This window comes from Pseudoalteromonas sp. 2CM39R, from assembly GCF_023161845.1.
The window spans coordinates 344,069-358,325 of the sequence record NZ_JALNTM010000007.1; the positions used below are offsets into that span (position 1 = coordinate 344,069).

The 14,257-nt window shown below is 40.9% G+C and carries 15 protein-coding genes and 1 tRNA gene; 12 read left to right on the top strand and 4 right to left on the bottom strand.

Features of this window, described 5'->3' with window-relative positions:
- Nucleotides 1–118 precede the first annotated feature (118 nt).
- The 7 genes from MTF66_RS17960 (at nucleotide 119) to MTF66_RS17990 (ending at nucleotide 4,813) form a co-directional block, all read left to right on the top strand.
- A complete protein-coding gene (locus tag MTF66_RS17960) occupies nucleotides 119–556 on the top strand; it encodes a MerR family transcriptional regulator (protein ID WP_138596719.1) in 438 nt (145 codons plus the stop codon).
- Nucleotides 553–2,793 (top strand): heavy metal translocating P-type ATPase, encoded by a 2,241-nt coding sequence (locus tag MTF66_RS17965; RefSeq protein ID WP_138621499.1) that lies wholly within the window; start codon nucleotides 553–555, stop codon nucleotides 2,791–2,793. Before MTF66_RS17960 ends, MTF66_RS17965 begins: the two co-directional genes overlap by 4 nt.
- Before the next feature lie 142 nt (nucleotides 2,794–2,935).
- Nucleotides 2,936–3,124: a hypothetical protein gene (locus MTF66_RS38655; protein ID WP_374237562.1), complete on the top strand. Its 189-nt coding sequence runs from the start codon at nucleotides 2,936–2,938 to the stop codon at nucleotides 3,122–3,124.
- Between the two features lie 93 nt (nucleotides 3,125–3,217).
- Complete coding sequence (locus MTF66_RS17975; protein WP_010391412.1) at nucleotides 3,218–3,433, top strand: TIGR02450 family Trp-rich protein; 216 nt, start codon at nucleotides 3,218–3,220, stop codon at nucleotides 3,431–3,433.
- Between the two features lie 538 nt (nucleotides 3,434–3,971).
- The gene (locus MTF66_RS17980) at nucleotides 3,972–4,184 is read left to right on the top strand and encodes an EF-hand domain-containing protein (protein ID WP_010391413.1); all 213 of its coding nucleotides are present in this window, start codon (nucleotides 3,972–3,974) and stop codon (nucleotides 4,182–4,184) included.
- 155 nt (nucleotides 4,185–4,339) lie between these two features.
- Nucleotides 4,340–4,552, top strand: coding sequence for a calmodulin (locus MTF66_RS17985; protein WP_010391414.1), 213 nt, complete (start codon nucleotides 4,340–4,342; stop codon nucleotides 4,550–4,552).
- 69 nt (nucleotides 4,553–4,621) lie between these two features.
- On the top strand, nucleotides 4,622–4,813 hold the full coding sequence (locus MTF66_RS17990) for a calmodulin (RefSeq protein ID WP_248527725.1): 192 nt from the start codon (nucleotides 4,622–4,624) through the stop codon (nucleotides 4,811–4,813).
- A 99-nt stretch (nucleotides 4,814–4,912) separates the two neighbouring features.
- Here the strand turns inward: MTF66_RS17990 and MTF66_RS17995 are convergent, their stop codons facing one another.
- Nucleotides 4,913–6,523, bottom strand: coding sequence for a M28 family metallopeptidase (locus tag MTF66_RS17995; RefSeq protein ID WP_138621501.1), 1,611 nt, complete (start codon nucleotides 6,521–6,523; stop codon nucleotides 4,913–4,915).
- A 161-nt stretch (nucleotides 6,524–6,684) separates the two neighbouring features.
- Here MTF66_RS17995 and MTF66_RS18000 point away from each other — a divergent pair, with 161 nt between their 5' ends.
- On the top strand, nucleotides 6,685–8,055 hold the full coding sequence (locus MTF66_RS18000; protein WP_138621503.1) for a Gfo/Idh/MocA family protein: 1,371 nt from the start codon (nucleotides 6,685–6,687) through the stop codon (nucleotides 8,053–8,055).
- 69 nt (nucleotides 8,056–8,124) lie between these two features.
- Here the strand turns inward: MTF66_RS18000 and MTF66_RS18005 are convergent, their stop codons facing one another.
- Both MTF66_RS18005 and gloB read right to left on the bottom strand, forming a co-directional pair.
- Nucleotides 8,125–9,702 carry a LysM peptidoglycan-binding domain-containing protein gene (locus MTF66_RS18005; protein WP_054202169.1) on the bottom strand — a complete coding sequence of 526 codons (1,578 nt, stop codon included), beginning with the start codon at nucleotides 9,700–9,702 and terminating at the stop codon, nucleotides 8,125–8,127.
- A gap of 153 nt (nucleotides 9,703–9,855) precedes the next feature.
- A complete protein-coding gene (gene gloB / locus MTF66_RS18010; RefSeq protein ID WP_055011755.1) occupies nucleotides 9,856–10,629 on the bottom strand; it encodes a hydroxyacylglutathione hydrolase in 774 nt (257 codons plus the stop codon).
- Nucleotides 10,630–10,682: 53 nt separating this feature from the next.
- On the opposite strand from gloB, the gene MTF66_RS18015 reads away from it, so the two are divergent.
- A complete protein-coding gene (locus MTF66_RS18015; RefSeq protein WP_054202171.1) occupies nucleotides 10,683–11,444 on the top strand; it encodes a class I SAM-dependent methyltransferase in 762 nt (253 codons plus the stop codon).
- A gap of 14 nt (nucleotides 11,445–11,458) precedes the next feature.
- Here the strand turns inward: MTF66_RS18015 and rnhA are convergent, their stop codons facing one another.
- Nucleotides 11,459–11,923: a ribonuclease HI gene (gene rnhA, locus MTF66_RS18020; protein WP_054202172.1), complete on the bottom strand. Its 465-nt coding sequence runs from the start codon at nucleotides 11,921–11,923 to the stop codon at nucleotides 11,459–11,461.
- Nucleotides 11,924–11,991: 68 nt separating this feature from the next.
- Here rnhA and dnaQ point away from each other — a divergent pair, with 68 nt between their 5' ends.
- The 3 genes from dnaQ to MTF66_RS18035 all read left to right on the top strand — a co-directional run bounded on the left by dnaQ (nucleotide 11,992) and on the right by MTF66_RS18035 (nucleotide 14,257).
- Nucleotides 11,992–12,705, top strand: coding sequence for a DNA polymerase III subunit epsilon (gene dnaQ / locus MTF66_RS18025; protein ID WP_138621505.1), 714 nt, complete (start codon nucleotides 11,992–11,994; stop codon nucleotides 12,703–12,705).
- Nucleotides 12,706–12,714: 9 nt separating this feature from the next.
- Entirely contained in the window at nucleotides 12,715–14,085 is a 1,371-nt protein-coding gene (locus tag MTF66_RS18030; RefSeq protein WP_138621507.1) for a TIGR03503 family protein, read from the top strand.
- A gap of 98 nt (nucleotides 14,086–14,183) precedes the next feature.
- Nucleotides 14,184–14,257, top strand: a tRNA-Asp gene (locus tag MTF66_RS18035).

A 14,257-nucleotide genomic window follows, 5' to 3' on the forward strand; every position in this document is an offset into this window, starting at 1 on the left:
GCTGCTCTTATCTTAACTTTCTTCCACACTCCCAGCCATATGCTTAATTAATTGTTGACCTATGTGTTACACATAGGTTTATTATGTTGTCATTACATAGCCAGCCAGAGGTTTAATGATGTACGTAAAGCAATTAGCCAATACTATGGGCGTGACCCAAGACACAGTTCGTCATTACACGCGAATAAAGCTGCTTAATCCTATTCGTGGTGAGCGCAATGGTTATCAAGTGTATACCGCAGCCGATCAGCAACGTTTAAAGTTTATTATTAGTGCGCGTCAACTCGGTTTCTCAATAAAAGATATTCAACAAATTATTGCACAGTCGGAGCAAGGGCAGTGCCCTTGTCCGCTCACACGACAATTAATAGCAAAGCGACTAGAGGAAACAGAGCAGCACTTTCAAGAAACACTTAAATTACGCACGCGAATGCAAGCAGCGGTTAAACAGTGGGATAAATCGCCTGATGGGGCTGTAAGTGCAGATATATGTAGCTTAATAGAGACCTTTGTTGATCCAATCTCTGAAGTTAAAAATACTAAGGAAGCGTTATGAGTAATCAATCCACCACGCAAAACTTTATGATTGAAGGCGCAAATTGTGGCAGTTGCGTGGCTAAAATAGAGAAAGCACTGAAAAATGTAAAGGGTGCGCAGCGCGTTGAAATGAACTTTGCCGATCGAACTGTGCAAGTAGAAGGTTCGGCTAAGGCTGGGGAGCTAATGCACGCTGTCGCTGATATTGGCTATCAAGCTAAACCTATGAATAGTGATTCTCAACAAGACGCCCTAGATGAAAAAGCCGAAGCTGATAACGCGCACTACAAAAAACTTATGCGCAATATGCAATTGGCATTGGGTTTGGGTGCGCCATTAATGCTTTATGGATTAATCTTTGATATGAGTGTCACTAGCAATGCCCAGCGTATTGGCTGGTTTATTGTTGGAATGATGACATTGGTCGTAATGATTGTGTCGGGTAAGCAATTTTATACTGGCGCATGGCAGTCATTTAAAAATCATACGGCTAATATGGATACCTTGATTGCGCTTGGTACGGGAACAGCCTGGCTATATTCAATGGTGGTGGTGCTCATGCCAAGTCTATTACCAGAGGTGGCTAGACATGTTTATTTTGAAGCCTCAGCAATGATCATAGGCTTAATAAGTCTTGGCTTAGCTTTTGAAGTAAAGGCGCGAGGGCGAACCTCTGAGGCGATTAAACGCTTAATTGGTTTACAGCCTAAAACGGCACGGGTGATCCGAGATAACCAAGAGCAAGATGTAGCTATAAGCCAAGTTATTAAAGGTGACTTGATTCGTGTCCGCCCTGGAGAGAAAATTTCAGTCGATGGAGATGTTATTGAAGGTAGCAGTACACTAGATGAATCAATGCTCACTGGTGAACCGATGCCGGTTAATAAGGGTGAGGGTGACAAGGTTATTGCTGGCAGTATTAATAAAAGTGGTACTTTGTTGTTTAAAGCAACCCATATAGGCAGCGAAACCACCTTAGCGAATATTATTAATATGGTTAAACGTGCACAAAACTCTAAACCCTCAATTGGACGCTTAGCTGATGTTATTTCAGGCATATTTGTACCCACAGTGATGATTATTGCGGTACTAGCAGGCTTAGCATGGCTTAACTTTGGCCCACAGCCGAGTATTGCTTATGCGGTTGTTGCAATAACTACAGTTTTAATTATTGCTTGCCCGTGTGCACTAGGTTTAGCTACACCGATGTCAATTATGGTCGGCATAGGTAAAGCTGCTCAGTCGGGTATACTTATTCGTAACGGTGAAGCGCTACAAACAACAGCTAAAATCACCACCATGATCTTAGATAAAACAGGCACTATAACCGCTGGTAAGCCAACCGTGACCGATGTGGTTACGTTCAACCAAAGCGACAGTACCGAGGTGCTAAAGTTAGCAGCTAGTCTTGAAAGTAGTTCTGAGCATCCATTAGCCGAAGCCATTGTTAATTATGCTAAAAACCAAAATATCACCCTTGAAAAAGTCAGTAATTTTAATGCTATCACTGGACAAGGTGTGATCGGTACCATTAATGAGCAAAGCCTATTGTTTGGCAATCAGGCACTGATGAAAAGCCACAATATAGATATTGCAGAGGCAATACCTCAAGCCGAGCAGCTTGCTAGCGCTGCTAAAACGCCGATGTACTTTGCTATTGACAATCAATTACATGCCATAATCGCAGTTGCTGACCCAATAAAAGAAGACTCAGCTGAGGCCATTAAACGCTTACAAAATAAAGGTATGCAGGTGGTTATGCTGACAGGCGATAACCAAGCGACCGCTAAAGCCGTTGCCAGCAAAGTCGGTATTACAGACTTTATAGCGCAAGTAATGCCAGATGATAAAGCCAGTGAAGTGACTAAGCGTCAATCTCAAGGTGAAGTTGTAGGCATGACTGGTGATGGTATAAATGATGCGCCAGCATTGGCACAAGCCGATGTTGGATTTGCCATTGGCACTGGCACAGATGTAGCTATTGAAAGTGCGGATATAACGCTGATGCGAGGCTCACTTCATGGTCTTGCAGATGCCATTGCAATTAGTGGCGCAACCATAACTAATATTAAACAAAATTTGTTTGGGGCGTTTATTTATAACATTGCGGGTATTCCGATTGCTGCAGGGCTGTTGTATCCGTTTTTTGGTTTACTACTAAACCCAGTCGTAGCTGGCGCGGCAATGGCTTTATCATCACTTACTGTAGTCACTAATGCAAACCGGTTACGTTATTTTAAAGCCAGTAACTCGTAACTTTATTTATAGGGGATTTAATTATGTTATTAATTAATTTATTAGGCGTTTTACTTATTGTCGCTATTATTTATTGGTTTTGGTTGTATGAGCCGAAGTAAACAGTGATAGCAATCAAATAGTCATTACTGTGTGTAACGGGGTGTATTATTATCCAGCGTATTTTAAGGTGGCAGCGAACAGGCCTCTGACCCTGAATCGACAAGACGGTTCTCCTTGCGCTAAAACAGTGATTTTCCCCGCTCAAACTCGTGAAACGCCAAGTATAGGTGAAAATGCGGCTATTGAATTACTTTCGCTTGATGTTGGAGAATATGCTTTTCATTGCTAAATACAAATGTTTAAAGGGAAGTTTTTGTTTTTTTAATAAAACTAAACGTATCCCTGATGCGTATTCTCAAGCAGAAAACATAAAAGGTGTAGTATGAATAAATTAAACCCTAAAAAACTGCTAAATAGTAAATGGACTGCCATCCCAGCTATTAATAAAGAAAAGCACTTTATTATTGTTGAGGTAGAATTTGATGAAGACGCTAATGTGATTGAATGTATCACTGAAGCGGTGATGTCAAAAAATCAATATCCTATTCAGTGGCGCGACTTAAAAGACGAACAAAGGTGGCGCCAAGGCTGGAAGTGACCGCTTGTAATCATGCCCAAATAAGTGGGTATGAGTGATATCAAATTAGTATCCCGCACGAGATTCATTCCTTACTTTAAATATTTATTCGCCATACGGCGACAAATCCTTGCTTTTTCTCTCCCGGTTAAAAAAATTAATTTATATTTTTCTACAAATCAATTTAAGTTGTTTATTTTCAATTTGTTATCTATTTAATTTAACCTGTTTAATTTCGCGTTGTTAATTTGTTCAGTGGCGATTTATCTCTATAGCGACTCAGTTTTATTGTTTTATTTTGAATTGAAGATAGGTGTGTCTTTTTTAGATGATTTAAGTTTTTGAATTTTAATGGGTATTTTTTTAGTTAAAAGTAGCTGTTGCAAAAGAGCAACAAAATGTTGGGCATTTTTAAGTAAAAATCACATTTTTATTTTTAACTTATTGTTTATAAATAAAAAATTAAACATGGCATCGAAGTTGTAATACCTAAGCTGTATTTAGCAAAAAGTGATTAAGCTTAACGCTTAACCTTACAACCCAATGAAGGAATTACGTTATGACAACATTTAAATCAACACTGGTATTAATGGCACTTGCTTCTTCATCTGTGGCGTTTGCTGCAACAGATTTTGACACACTGGATGTGGATGGTAATGGCGCAATAAGCCAAGCTGAAGCATCAGTAGACGCTTCACTTATGAGTAAGTTTACAGAGCTTGATACGGATAAAAACGGCGAGCTTTCTAAAGCAGAATTTTCTAAGGCTTAAAAGGCCAATGCTCAACGCTATTACATATTCTGAGTTGCCAAAGACAACCTAAATAGGCAAGGGAGCCTATGAAAGAGAATAACTAGGATGTACGGTTGTAGCGTTGAGTTAATTAATTTATACCCAAACATTGCATACTTTGAAGGATTAATATTATGAAAAAATTACAGTCAACTCTTGTACTTATGGCACTTGCTTCTTCATCTGCAGTATTTGCCAGCACAGACTTTGAAACTCTTGATGTAGATGGTAGTGGCGCAATTAGCCAAGCTGAAGCATCGGTTGCGGCCGAACTTATGGAGCAGTTTGCAGAGCTGGACGTAGATGGCAATGGTGAACTTTCTAAAGACGAATTTTCAGCATACTAACTTTATAATTCCCTAAGGATCTTTGAAAAGGATTTCTTACCCACTTTTTTATTAAGCTAAGGATTTATTATGAAAACATTTACTAAAACGCTTGCTTTAATTGCACTTGCTTCGTCTTCTGCCGCTTTTGCTGCGGTTGACTTTGATTCTTTTGATTCTTTTGATTCTGATGGCGACGGCGTTATTAGCCAGTCTGAAGCACAAGCTAATTCACAATTAGCTAAATTATTTGATGACTTAGATACTGACGGGAATGGTTAATTATCTAAGCAAGAATTTGCTAAAGTTCAGTAACAAACATGCACAATCTTTAACGATACAGATAAAAGCAGCCGAATAATTTCTCGGCTGCTTTTTTATTTACTTATCTTCTAAACGTTTGGCTTTAAAATCAGACTCGCTTGTCCACTTAGGCCAGTCGCCATTATTGGCAAGTTGACTGGCTATATCTATAACCAGCTCGATATCTTGTTTTGCACCAGCTAATGACCATGCTTCTGAATAGTCGTCGGCTTCTTTATGGTATTTATGACTGATGTAGTCAGGATCGGTATCACCTAAGCTCATAAACAGTAAACTTGGCACGCCTTGTTTAGCGAGTGAGAAATGATCTGATCTAAAAAACAATCCATTTTGTGGGCGAGGATCCATTTTTACCACGCGTCCTTGTGCTTTAGCCGCGCTTGCTAAGTAATGCTCCATTTCGGATAAGTTGCTACCGTATTGCAAAATATAATCGGTTTCATCGAGCACGTTCATACCATCGATATTTAATAATCCGACCATTTTTTTGGTGGCAATCATGTTCCCATTGGCAAATTCTTCTGAGCCAATTAGACCTGTTTCTTCGGCAGTAAAGTTAGCAAACAGGATTGAGCGTTTAAATGGCTTTTGCTGATGCATCTTGCTCATAATGCGAGCTATTTCAAGTGTTGCTGCGGTGCCTGAAGCATTATCGACTGCGCCATTATAAATTTTAGGTCCACTGTCGGTTTGTTTAGTACCAAAATGGTCCCAATGGGCACTAATAATAACGTATTCGTCAGGGGTTTCACTGCCTGTAATTTGTGCAACCACATTATGTGATTTAGCGTGTGACACTTCATTTTTAAATGCAAGGTTCGCCTTTAAGTTCAATTCCTTGGCTTGAAATTGCTTACTTAATGCGTGTTGCTTTAATTGTTGATAATTTAAGTTTGCCGATGCGAATACTTGTTCAGCCGCATTAAGTGTTAACCAGCCCATAACTGGCAGTTCAGATGCATTAAGGTTGTTGTCCATCAAGCTATACTTAGTGCCCGTGTTTGAGCTTTCAACCACGCCCCAAGGGTATGCGGCTGGGGCTGTTTCATGAACAATAAATACCGCTTTTGCACCTCGGCGCGCGGCTTCTTCATATTTATAAGTCCAGCGGCCATAGTAGGTCATGGCATTGCCTGTAAATAGTGTATCGTCTTGGGTGGCAAAGCCCGGATCGTTCACCAGCACAATAACGGTTTTATCGGTTACATCAACATTGGCATAGTCGTTCCAGTTATATTCTGGCGCGTTAATCCCATAACCAACAAATACAATATCGCTATTGCGGACATCAATAATCGGCTGTAACTGCTTTGTACGGGCGGTGAAGTCTTTACCTGCAATAAAGCTAAGCTTCCCCATAGTTAATTGCATGTTTTGATCTGCAGTTAGCATGGCCATTTTAACTGGCTGTAAATACTTCTCTTGATACGCGCCAGACAACCCCATTGCTTGGTATTGCTCACTTAAATAACCAACGGTTTTAACTTCACCTAAGGTAAGCGGGCCGCGTCCTTCAAAGTCATCTGACGCTAAGGTTTTAATATGCTGTTTAAGATTATTTAAACTAACACCAGGTGTGTTTTCAAGAGATGAAGCTGGCGTTGTAGGCTCAGAGCAACCCGTTAGTGCAATAGCTAAAAAAAGTGCAGTGATTTTTATATAAGACATAACTACTTAAAATAATAATTTTTTTCGACTATAACCCCAAGTAACCGGTAAATGCGAATTTTTATCTCTTTTAACCTTATTTTTATGTCGCTTACCTCTTCACCTATTTACCCGTTCATCACCTTTAGGTAAGTTAAAACAATAACAAAAGGGATAAAGCAATGAAGCAATTTAATCGTCGAGACTTTTTAAAAGCAGCCAGTGTTGCCGCAGCTGCAGGTGTAGTGAGTGGTTGTGCATCAAGTGGAAGTGCTAATGCAAGCGCACCAAAACAGCAAGGGCGCAGCGTTATTGGTTTAGTCGCGCCCAAAATGGATGTGGTTAGAGTGGGCTTTATTGGTGTGGGTCAGCGCGGTTATGGACATGTAAAGCGTATGAGTCATATAGAAGGTACGCAAATAGTCGCTATTTGTGACACGCACACTGAGGTGCTAGAGCGAGCTGCTAATTATTTAGTTGATAAAGGGGTAGCTAAGCCGGCGTTATATACTGGCAGTGAGCACGCCTATCAACAAATGCTTGAACGACAAGACATAGATATAGTCATTATTTCTACTCCTTGGGCATGGCATGCACCTATGGCTATCGATACTATGAACAGCGCAAAACATGCTTTTGTTGAAGTGCCCCTGGCACTGACTGTTGACGAAATGTGGCAGATTGTAGATACCGCCGAACGTACTCAAAAAAATTGCATGATGATGGAAAATGTGAATTACGGTCGCGACGAGTTAATGGTATTAAACATGGTGCGCCAAGGTGTATTTGGGGAGCTGTTACATGGCGAAGCGGCCTATATTCATGAGCTTCGTTGGCAAATGAAAGAGCTTGAGCACAAAACAGGCTCATGGCGAACGCAATGGCATGCAAAACGTGATGGTAATTTATACCCGACCCATGGATTAGGCCCTGTATCGCAATATATGAATATAAATCGTGGCGATAGGTTTGATTTTTTAACCTCAATGAGCTCTCCTTCGCTGGGTAGAAGCGCGTATGCACAACGCGAATTTGCAGCGGATCATTCCCGTAATCAGCTTAATTATATTGCTGGTGATATGAACACGACACTAATTAAAACTCTCAAGGGGCGCAGTATTATGGTACAGCACGATACAACAACCCCTCGGCCATACTCTCGACATAACTTAATCCAAGGCACGAATGGTGTGTTTGCCGGTTTCCCTAATCGTATTGCACTTGAAAATGGTGGTTCTAAAAGTTTTCATGAATGGGATTATGATATGAGCGCATGGTATGAGCAGTACGACCATCCCCTATGGATTAAAATGGGTGAAGAAGCACAGCGCAATGGCGGCCACGGAGGCATGGACTTTTTAATGTTTTGGCGGATGATTTATTGCCTAAGAAATGGCGAACCGCTGGATCAGGACGTTTACGATGGCGCAGCGTGGTCGGTTATTTCACCGTTATCAGCCCAGTCTGTGAGTGAGCGTAGCCGCTCAATCGATATTCCCGATTTTACTCGCGGTGCATGGCAAACAGCACAGCCTTTAGGCATTGTAGGCTAAGGTTTATAGCAGGCATAAAAAAAGAGCGCATGCGCTCTTTTTTTATTTAACAGTTTATTACAATAGGGATCAGCTACTTCTTACATCTACTTTTAATTTAAGCTTTTGTCCTGGCTGTAAGTATTTTTGTCCGGCAAGGTTATTCCATTTAATAATATCGCTCACTGTTAAATTAAACTTAGACGCTATACGCGCTAAAGAATCGCCTCGGCGCACTTTGTAGGTAATAGTACGATTAGTATTACTCGTCGACTCTTTAGGCTGGCTAGCCGACTTATAAACTACCAATTTTTGATTTAAACGCAGTACTGCATTTTTTTTCAGCTTATTCCACTTAGCTAATTCACTCATAGTTACATCGTATTCGCGGCTAATATCCCATAGGGTATCGCCACTTTTTACCGTATGAGAAAGTTTAGTGCGTAAACTTTTATTAGCGGCCGCACGTACTTGCTGAGGCAAATGTTCACTGTTAATTTTACCATCAGTGAGTGGTACTAAAATTTGTTGACCCACACGAATTACGTTTGAGTTAAGCTTATTTAATGACTTAATCGCGCTGATACTAGTGGTAAATTTATCTGCAATCACCGACAAGCTATCGCCACGTTTGACCTTATATTGCTGCCAACGAAGACGGTTTTTAATCGCTGTAGCGGTAAGCTTTTCAGTGAATTGTTCTACTTTATCGGTAGGAAGTAATAAAAAGTGTGGGCCATCAGGATCGGTTGCCCAGCGGTTAAATCCTGGATTTAATCGATATAGTTCGGTAAGGGTCATATCGGCCATATCCGCAGCCAGTGCTAAATCTATTTGTGACTCAATATTAACCACTTCGACTACTTGTGCGTTAATTATTGGCTTCCACGACACTTTAAACTCATCTGCACGTTTTAGTAAATCAGCTAAAGCTAATAATTTAGGCACGTAGGCGGTGGTTTCACGAGGTAAATCTAGTGACCAAAAGTCGGTAGGTAAATGCTTTTTACGATTCTTTTTAATCGCACGCAGCAAGCGGCCTTCACCTGAGTTATAGGCGGCAATTGCGTTCAGCCAATCACCTTCAAGGGTTTTGTGTAAGTACGAGAGATAATCAAGTGCAGCGCGTGTAGACTGCACAATATCGCGACGACCGTCATACCACCAGTTTTGTTTTAAATCGAAACGCTCGCCAGTTGCAGGCATAAATTGCCAAATACCCGATGCAGTACGGTGAGAGTAGCCATAAGGGTCGAATGCACTTTCTACAATGGGTAAAAGTGCAATTTCGATGGGCATTTCACGCTTTTCAATTTCTTCAACAATAAAATGTAAATACGGCTCAGCACGTTTAGAGATTCGATCTAGGTATGCCTGATGACGTGCATAATAATTACGCTCAGCGACCACTGGGCGATTTTGTGGAATATCAATAGATAATTGGTAACGAATTCGCTCCCAAACATCGTCAAACACAGGGGCTTCTTCTTCAATATCGTTTACTTGTTGATATTGCGCATTCATCATTAATGCAGTGCTAATATCATTTGGGCTGGCGCCTTCAAGCTGGTTTTGAGCTTGATTTTGTGAATCTGTGTTTAACGTTGTCAGTGTTTGACAACCGCCTAGCGTCATCGCTAAGACCAATAAAAGAGGAGATTTATTCATAAATACCAATACATAGGGTAAAAAACTCGGCGAATACTACCCATAATGAGTCAACATTGCCACTTATGACCGTTAAAAGTTCCAAACAAATATGATTAGAAAATGTTAACTTATTGTTTATTAACTAATCGTTTTATTATTATTGTTGCTAGCTTAAAAATGATCTTTGAACTTTCTCAGACTAGCAAAGTTTTCCCAAGGTTCATTGTTTTTTGTAACTAAACAATACTCTTTTGGTAATGACTCTGTAATATTGGGTAAGTTGCTACGCATGAAAGGGTTAACTTTAAGTTCTTGACCTATGGTGCTTGGCAAGCTTATTTCATCATTTTTTCGCAATTCATCTACTTGCTGGCTGTAAGCGAGTAATTCGGGGTTTCGTGGCTCAACCGCTTTTGCAAAGGCCAAGTTTGCTTGGGTGTATTCGTGGGTGCAATATACTTTGCAATCACTTGGCAGTACTCGCAACTTATTAAATGAATGCCACATTTGCTCTGGGCTGCCTTCAAATAAGCGCCCACAACCGCCGCTAAATAGGGTGTCGCCAGTAAAGGCCAGTGCATCATTAATATAACAAATATGGTCTAGGGTGTGCCCAGGAGTCGCTATAATGTCAAATGGAATGTTTAAAACGCTAATTGTATCACCTTCATTTAAAGGCGTTGTTATTCCCTCAAATGGGCTATTACTTGGGCCGTAAACTGTGATGTTAGGGTACTGCTTTACTAATTGAGCTACGCCATCGGTATGATCATAATGATGATGGGTAATTAAAATACCGCCAAGGGTTAAGTTATGCTGTGCTAAATGCTCTAAAACTGGCGCTGATTGCCCAGGATCAACGACCCACGCTTGGTTATTCTGCTCGGTGGTTAAGCACCAAATGTAGTTATCAGAAAAGGCTTTAATTGCTTTGACTTGCACCATGTATCGTTGCTCTATAAAGTGGTATTTAATTAATATTATAACGAGCTTATATAATGAAACCAGCCCTTAGTTTTCAAGAAGGTCCTAAACCGTTGTCATGGCAGCAGTTTCCGCATGGTGATTATTTACGTTGTGATATAGAACGCAAATTGTCGCCTTGGTTACCGCGAATGTTTGGCTATCATATGCTTAAATTAGGTAATTTAAGCGGTGAATTAGACACCAGTAAAAGCTCCATTAAACATCAAGTATGTGTTGCAGAGCTTGGCCCATACACGGGGGTGGTTGCCGATATAGACGAACTGCCTTTTTACGAGCATAGTATAGATGCCTGCATTATGAGCCATTGTTTAGAGTATCACTCAGATCCACATCATATTTTACGTGAGGCTCATCGAACCCTTATTCCAGGCGGTTATATCGCAATTACGGGGTTTAATCCGTTTAGTTTTTGTGGGTTAGCGCAGTTACTGCCGTTTAGCCGTCAAAAATTACCGTGGACAGGGCGCTTTTTTACTCCTGCACGGGTAAAAGACTGGCTAAATTTACTTGGATTTGAAATTGTGGCCGATGAGCGTTTTATTTATTCGTCGTTGGCGCGCGGTAATCGCTTATCGCGGTTTGCATTTTGGCGCAGCTTTACTAAACAATATTTAAAACCTATGGGCAGTGTGTATATGCTGGTGGCACGAAAACGAGTTGCGCCACTTACACCAATCAAACCTAAGTGGCATGCTCGTCCACAATTTGCGCCAATAAAAGGGGTAGGGCTTAGGCAAACCTCAAAGCAGCATTATCAACAAAATAAAAAATAGCATGATGTAGAGGGTTACGGTTGGTAACCTTCATCATCGAGTAAGTTGTTGCCGCTGGCCGCATCACGAGCAAGGTCGTCAACAATTTCGTTATATTTGTGGCCACTGTGCCCTTTTACCCATTTCCAGGTAACGTCGTGCTCGGCACAGGCTTTGTCGAGACGTTTCCATAAATCGACATTTTTAACCGGCTTTTTAGCCGAGGTTTGCCAACCGCGTTTTTTCCAATTGGTGATCCAAGACTCAATACCCTGCTTAACATATTGGCTATCGGTAGTCAGGGTTACAGGGCAGGCACGATTAAGAGATTCTAGCGCCACAATGGCTGCCAGCATTTCCATACGGTTGTTGGTTGTAAGCTTATAACCTTGGCTTAATTTTTTTTCATGGGCTTCATAAATCATAAAAATACCATAACCACCGGGGCCTGGATTACCTAAACACGAACCATCGGTGTAAATCTCTACGGTTTTTTGCACTGTTTTACCTTGATATTATGTACAATAAAGTGATTATAGAAAGATACCAGAGTCAGGCTTAATTCGATATGGCACGCAGACAAATAGTTTTAGATACAGAAACCACCGGCATCGACCCTAAACAAGGGCACCGTATCATCGAGATCGGCTGTGTGGAGCTTATGAATCGCCGGTTAACCGGCAATAATTTTCACGTTTACATTAATCCGCAGCGCAGCATTGAAGAAGAAGCAATTGATGTTCACGGTATTACTAATGAATTTTTACGCGATAAACCGCTTTATCGTGATATTGCCCAAGAGTTTTTTGACTATATTAAAGGGGCTGAGTTAGTCATTCATAATGCGCCGTTCGATATTGGCCATATGGATAATGAATTTGCGTTATTAAATCAAGGCTATCAAAACACCCATAGTTTTTGTGGCGTGCTTGATACCCTTAAAATGGCGCGTGACTTGCATCCAGGGCAAAAGAACAACCTAGATGCACTTTGTCGCCGCTACGATGTTGATAACACTAAGCGGACGTTACACGGCGCCTTACTGGATTCTGAAATTTTAGCCGATGTTTACCTGGCAATGACCGGGGGGCAAGTAAAGCTAAACCTAAATCAAAACAAAGATGACTCAAGTGATGATCAAAAAGGCGGTATTAGACGCCTAAGTAGTGACAGAGCACCTTTGGTAGTTATAGCAGCTAACGATGCAGAGCAAAGCGCACATCAAACGCGTTTAGATATTGTACAAAAGGAGGGCGGCCATTGTTTATGGCGCGCTGAATAGGGCATTATTATGAAAACGCTATTAGTAGTTTCACTGCTTTTAATTGCCGTGTGTTTCCACCCCGATGCACACAGCGTAAAGCAAGTTGAAGAGTTAAAAGGCAGCGGTAAACAAAATGAAATCCCGTTACTGGATAACCGTTTTCGTGTTGATGACAAAATTGATGAAATAAAATTAATATTTTTTAGACGCCCAGGATCGCCTGCCGTAATTTTAGTAAGACCCGATGGTACTAAATACTTTGCAACCAATGCGGTGAGAAACACTAGTCTTGATTGGTACGATGAATTAAATTATGACTTAGTGGTTATTCGCAATCCCATGCCTGGGCCGTGGCAAGTTATTGGCCAAATAATGCCAGAAAGCCGCATTGTTGTTATTGGTGAGTTATCGCTAAAAGTAGACCCACTGCCTAAAATTCTGTTTCAGGGTGAAACTGTAAAGGTAACTGGTGAGATTTTAAATGATGGCGAGCCGATTCGCGCCAACCTATTTAAAGATGCGGTATCGCTTAATGTAAGCTTTGTGAGCACCAATAATGAAAACTTTGAAAACTTTGGTGCAGGCATACAACAAGTAACTGAATTCAAAGATGATGGCTACGGGTTCGATGAAAGCGCTAAAGACGGTGTGTTTACCGGTGAGTTTACTTTAAATTTCACACCTGGCGAGTGGCGCCCTGAGCTTTATATTACCACTGATGTATTAGAGAGGCGGGTGGTTCAAGATCCTATTGTTGTGCATGAGCCGCCTTTCAGCTTTACCTCCGTTGAAGCAACCGAAGAGGGGGGTGATCATCGCATTACCATCAATATTGATGATGAGCTTTTAAAACCTGATACGGTGATCATGCAAGGTAAAATTTATTATCCCAATGGTGAAGAGCAGGTATTTTACTTAGATAGCAACAGCACTACTGCTAGAGAGCTGGCTTTACAAGATTATGGTTGGGGGCGCTACAACATTGAAATCTCTGTTTTTGGCTCAACAATCAATGACCGAGAGTTTATGGCTACATTGCCAACCTATTTATTTGAAATAGAAAGACCGATTGAAGTGATTCCAGAAATTCCAGTTGCCAGTGTTAGCGAACCAGAAATTATTCCTGTGCCAGTTGTAAAACCAAAAGTAATGTCCACGGGATTAATGGTTAGTTTAATTGTTGGTGGAAATTTGGCCATTTTATTTATAGGTTGGTTATGTATTCGTGTTTTTGTGCAGAACAAACCATTAAAACTTAAATTGAATTTAGCTTTTTTAAATAAAAAGAAAGCTGTTGAGTCAAAAAAAGCTGAACAGCAAAAATCAGATGAACCAGAAAATAGCTCAAAAAATGATAAATCAGGTGGAATTTTAAACCTTTCGATGTCAGATGACTAAAAAACCTGTAAAAAAACAAAAAAGCCCTTGACGAAGCAGGGGCTGGTTCGTATTATTCACGCCGCTGTCAGGGGAGACTCAGACAGAAACGAAAATGCGGAGTGGTAGTTCAGTTGGTTAGAATACCGGCCTGTCACGCCGGGGGTCGCGGGTTCGAGTCCCGTCCACTCCG

Coding starts and splice junctions, on each gene's coding strand:
- MTF66_RS17960 (WP_138596719.1), top strand. CDS start 119: ATGTACGTAAAGCAATTAGCCAATACTATGGGCGTGACCCAAGACACA.
- MTF66_RS18030 (WP_138621507.1), top strand. CDS start 12,715: ATGAAAACGCTATTAGTAGTTTCACTGCTTTTAATTGCCGTGTGTTTC.
- dnaQ (WP_138621505.1), top strand. CDS start 11,992: ATGGCACGCAGACAAATAGTTTTAGATACAGAAACCACCGGCATCGAC.
- gloB (WP_055011755.1), bottom strand. CDS start 10,629: ATGGTGCAAGTCAAAGCAATTAAAGCCTTTTCTGATAACTACATTTGG.
- MTF66_RS17995 (WP_138621501.1), bottom strand. CDS start 6,523: ATGTCTTATATAAAAATCACTGCACTTTTTTTAGCTATTGCACTAACG.
- MTF66_RS18005 (WP_054202169.1), bottom strand. CDS start 9,702: ATGAATAAATCTCCTCTTTTATTGGTCTTAGCGATGACGCTAGGCGGT.
- MTF66_RS17965 (WP_138621499.1), top strand. CDS start 553: ATGAGTAATCAATCCACCACGCAAAACTTTATGATTGAAGGCGCAAAT.
- MTF66_RS18000 (WP_138621503.1), top strand. CDS start 6,685: ATGAAGCAATTTAATCGTCGAGACTTTTTAAAAGCAGCCAGTGTTGCC.
- MTF66_RS18015 (WP_054202171.1), top strand. CDS start 10,683: ATGAAACCAGCCCTTAGTTTTCAAGAAGGTCCTAAACCGTTGTCATGG.
- MTF66_RS17975 (WP_010391412.1), top strand. CDS start 3,218: ATGAATAAATTAAACCCTAAAAAACTGCTAAATAGTAAATGGACTGCC.
- MTF66_RS17985 (WP_010391414.1), top strand. CDS start 4,340: ATGAAAAAATTACAGTCAACTCTTGTACTTATGGCACTTGCTTCTTCA.
- MTF66_RS17980 (WP_010391413.1), top strand. CDS start 3,972: ATGACAACATTTAAATCAACACTGGTATTAATGGCACTTGCTTCTTCA.
- MTF66_RS17990 (WP_248527725.1), top strand. CDS start 4,622: ATGAAAACATTTACTAAAACGCTTGCTTTAATTGCACTTGCTTCGTCT.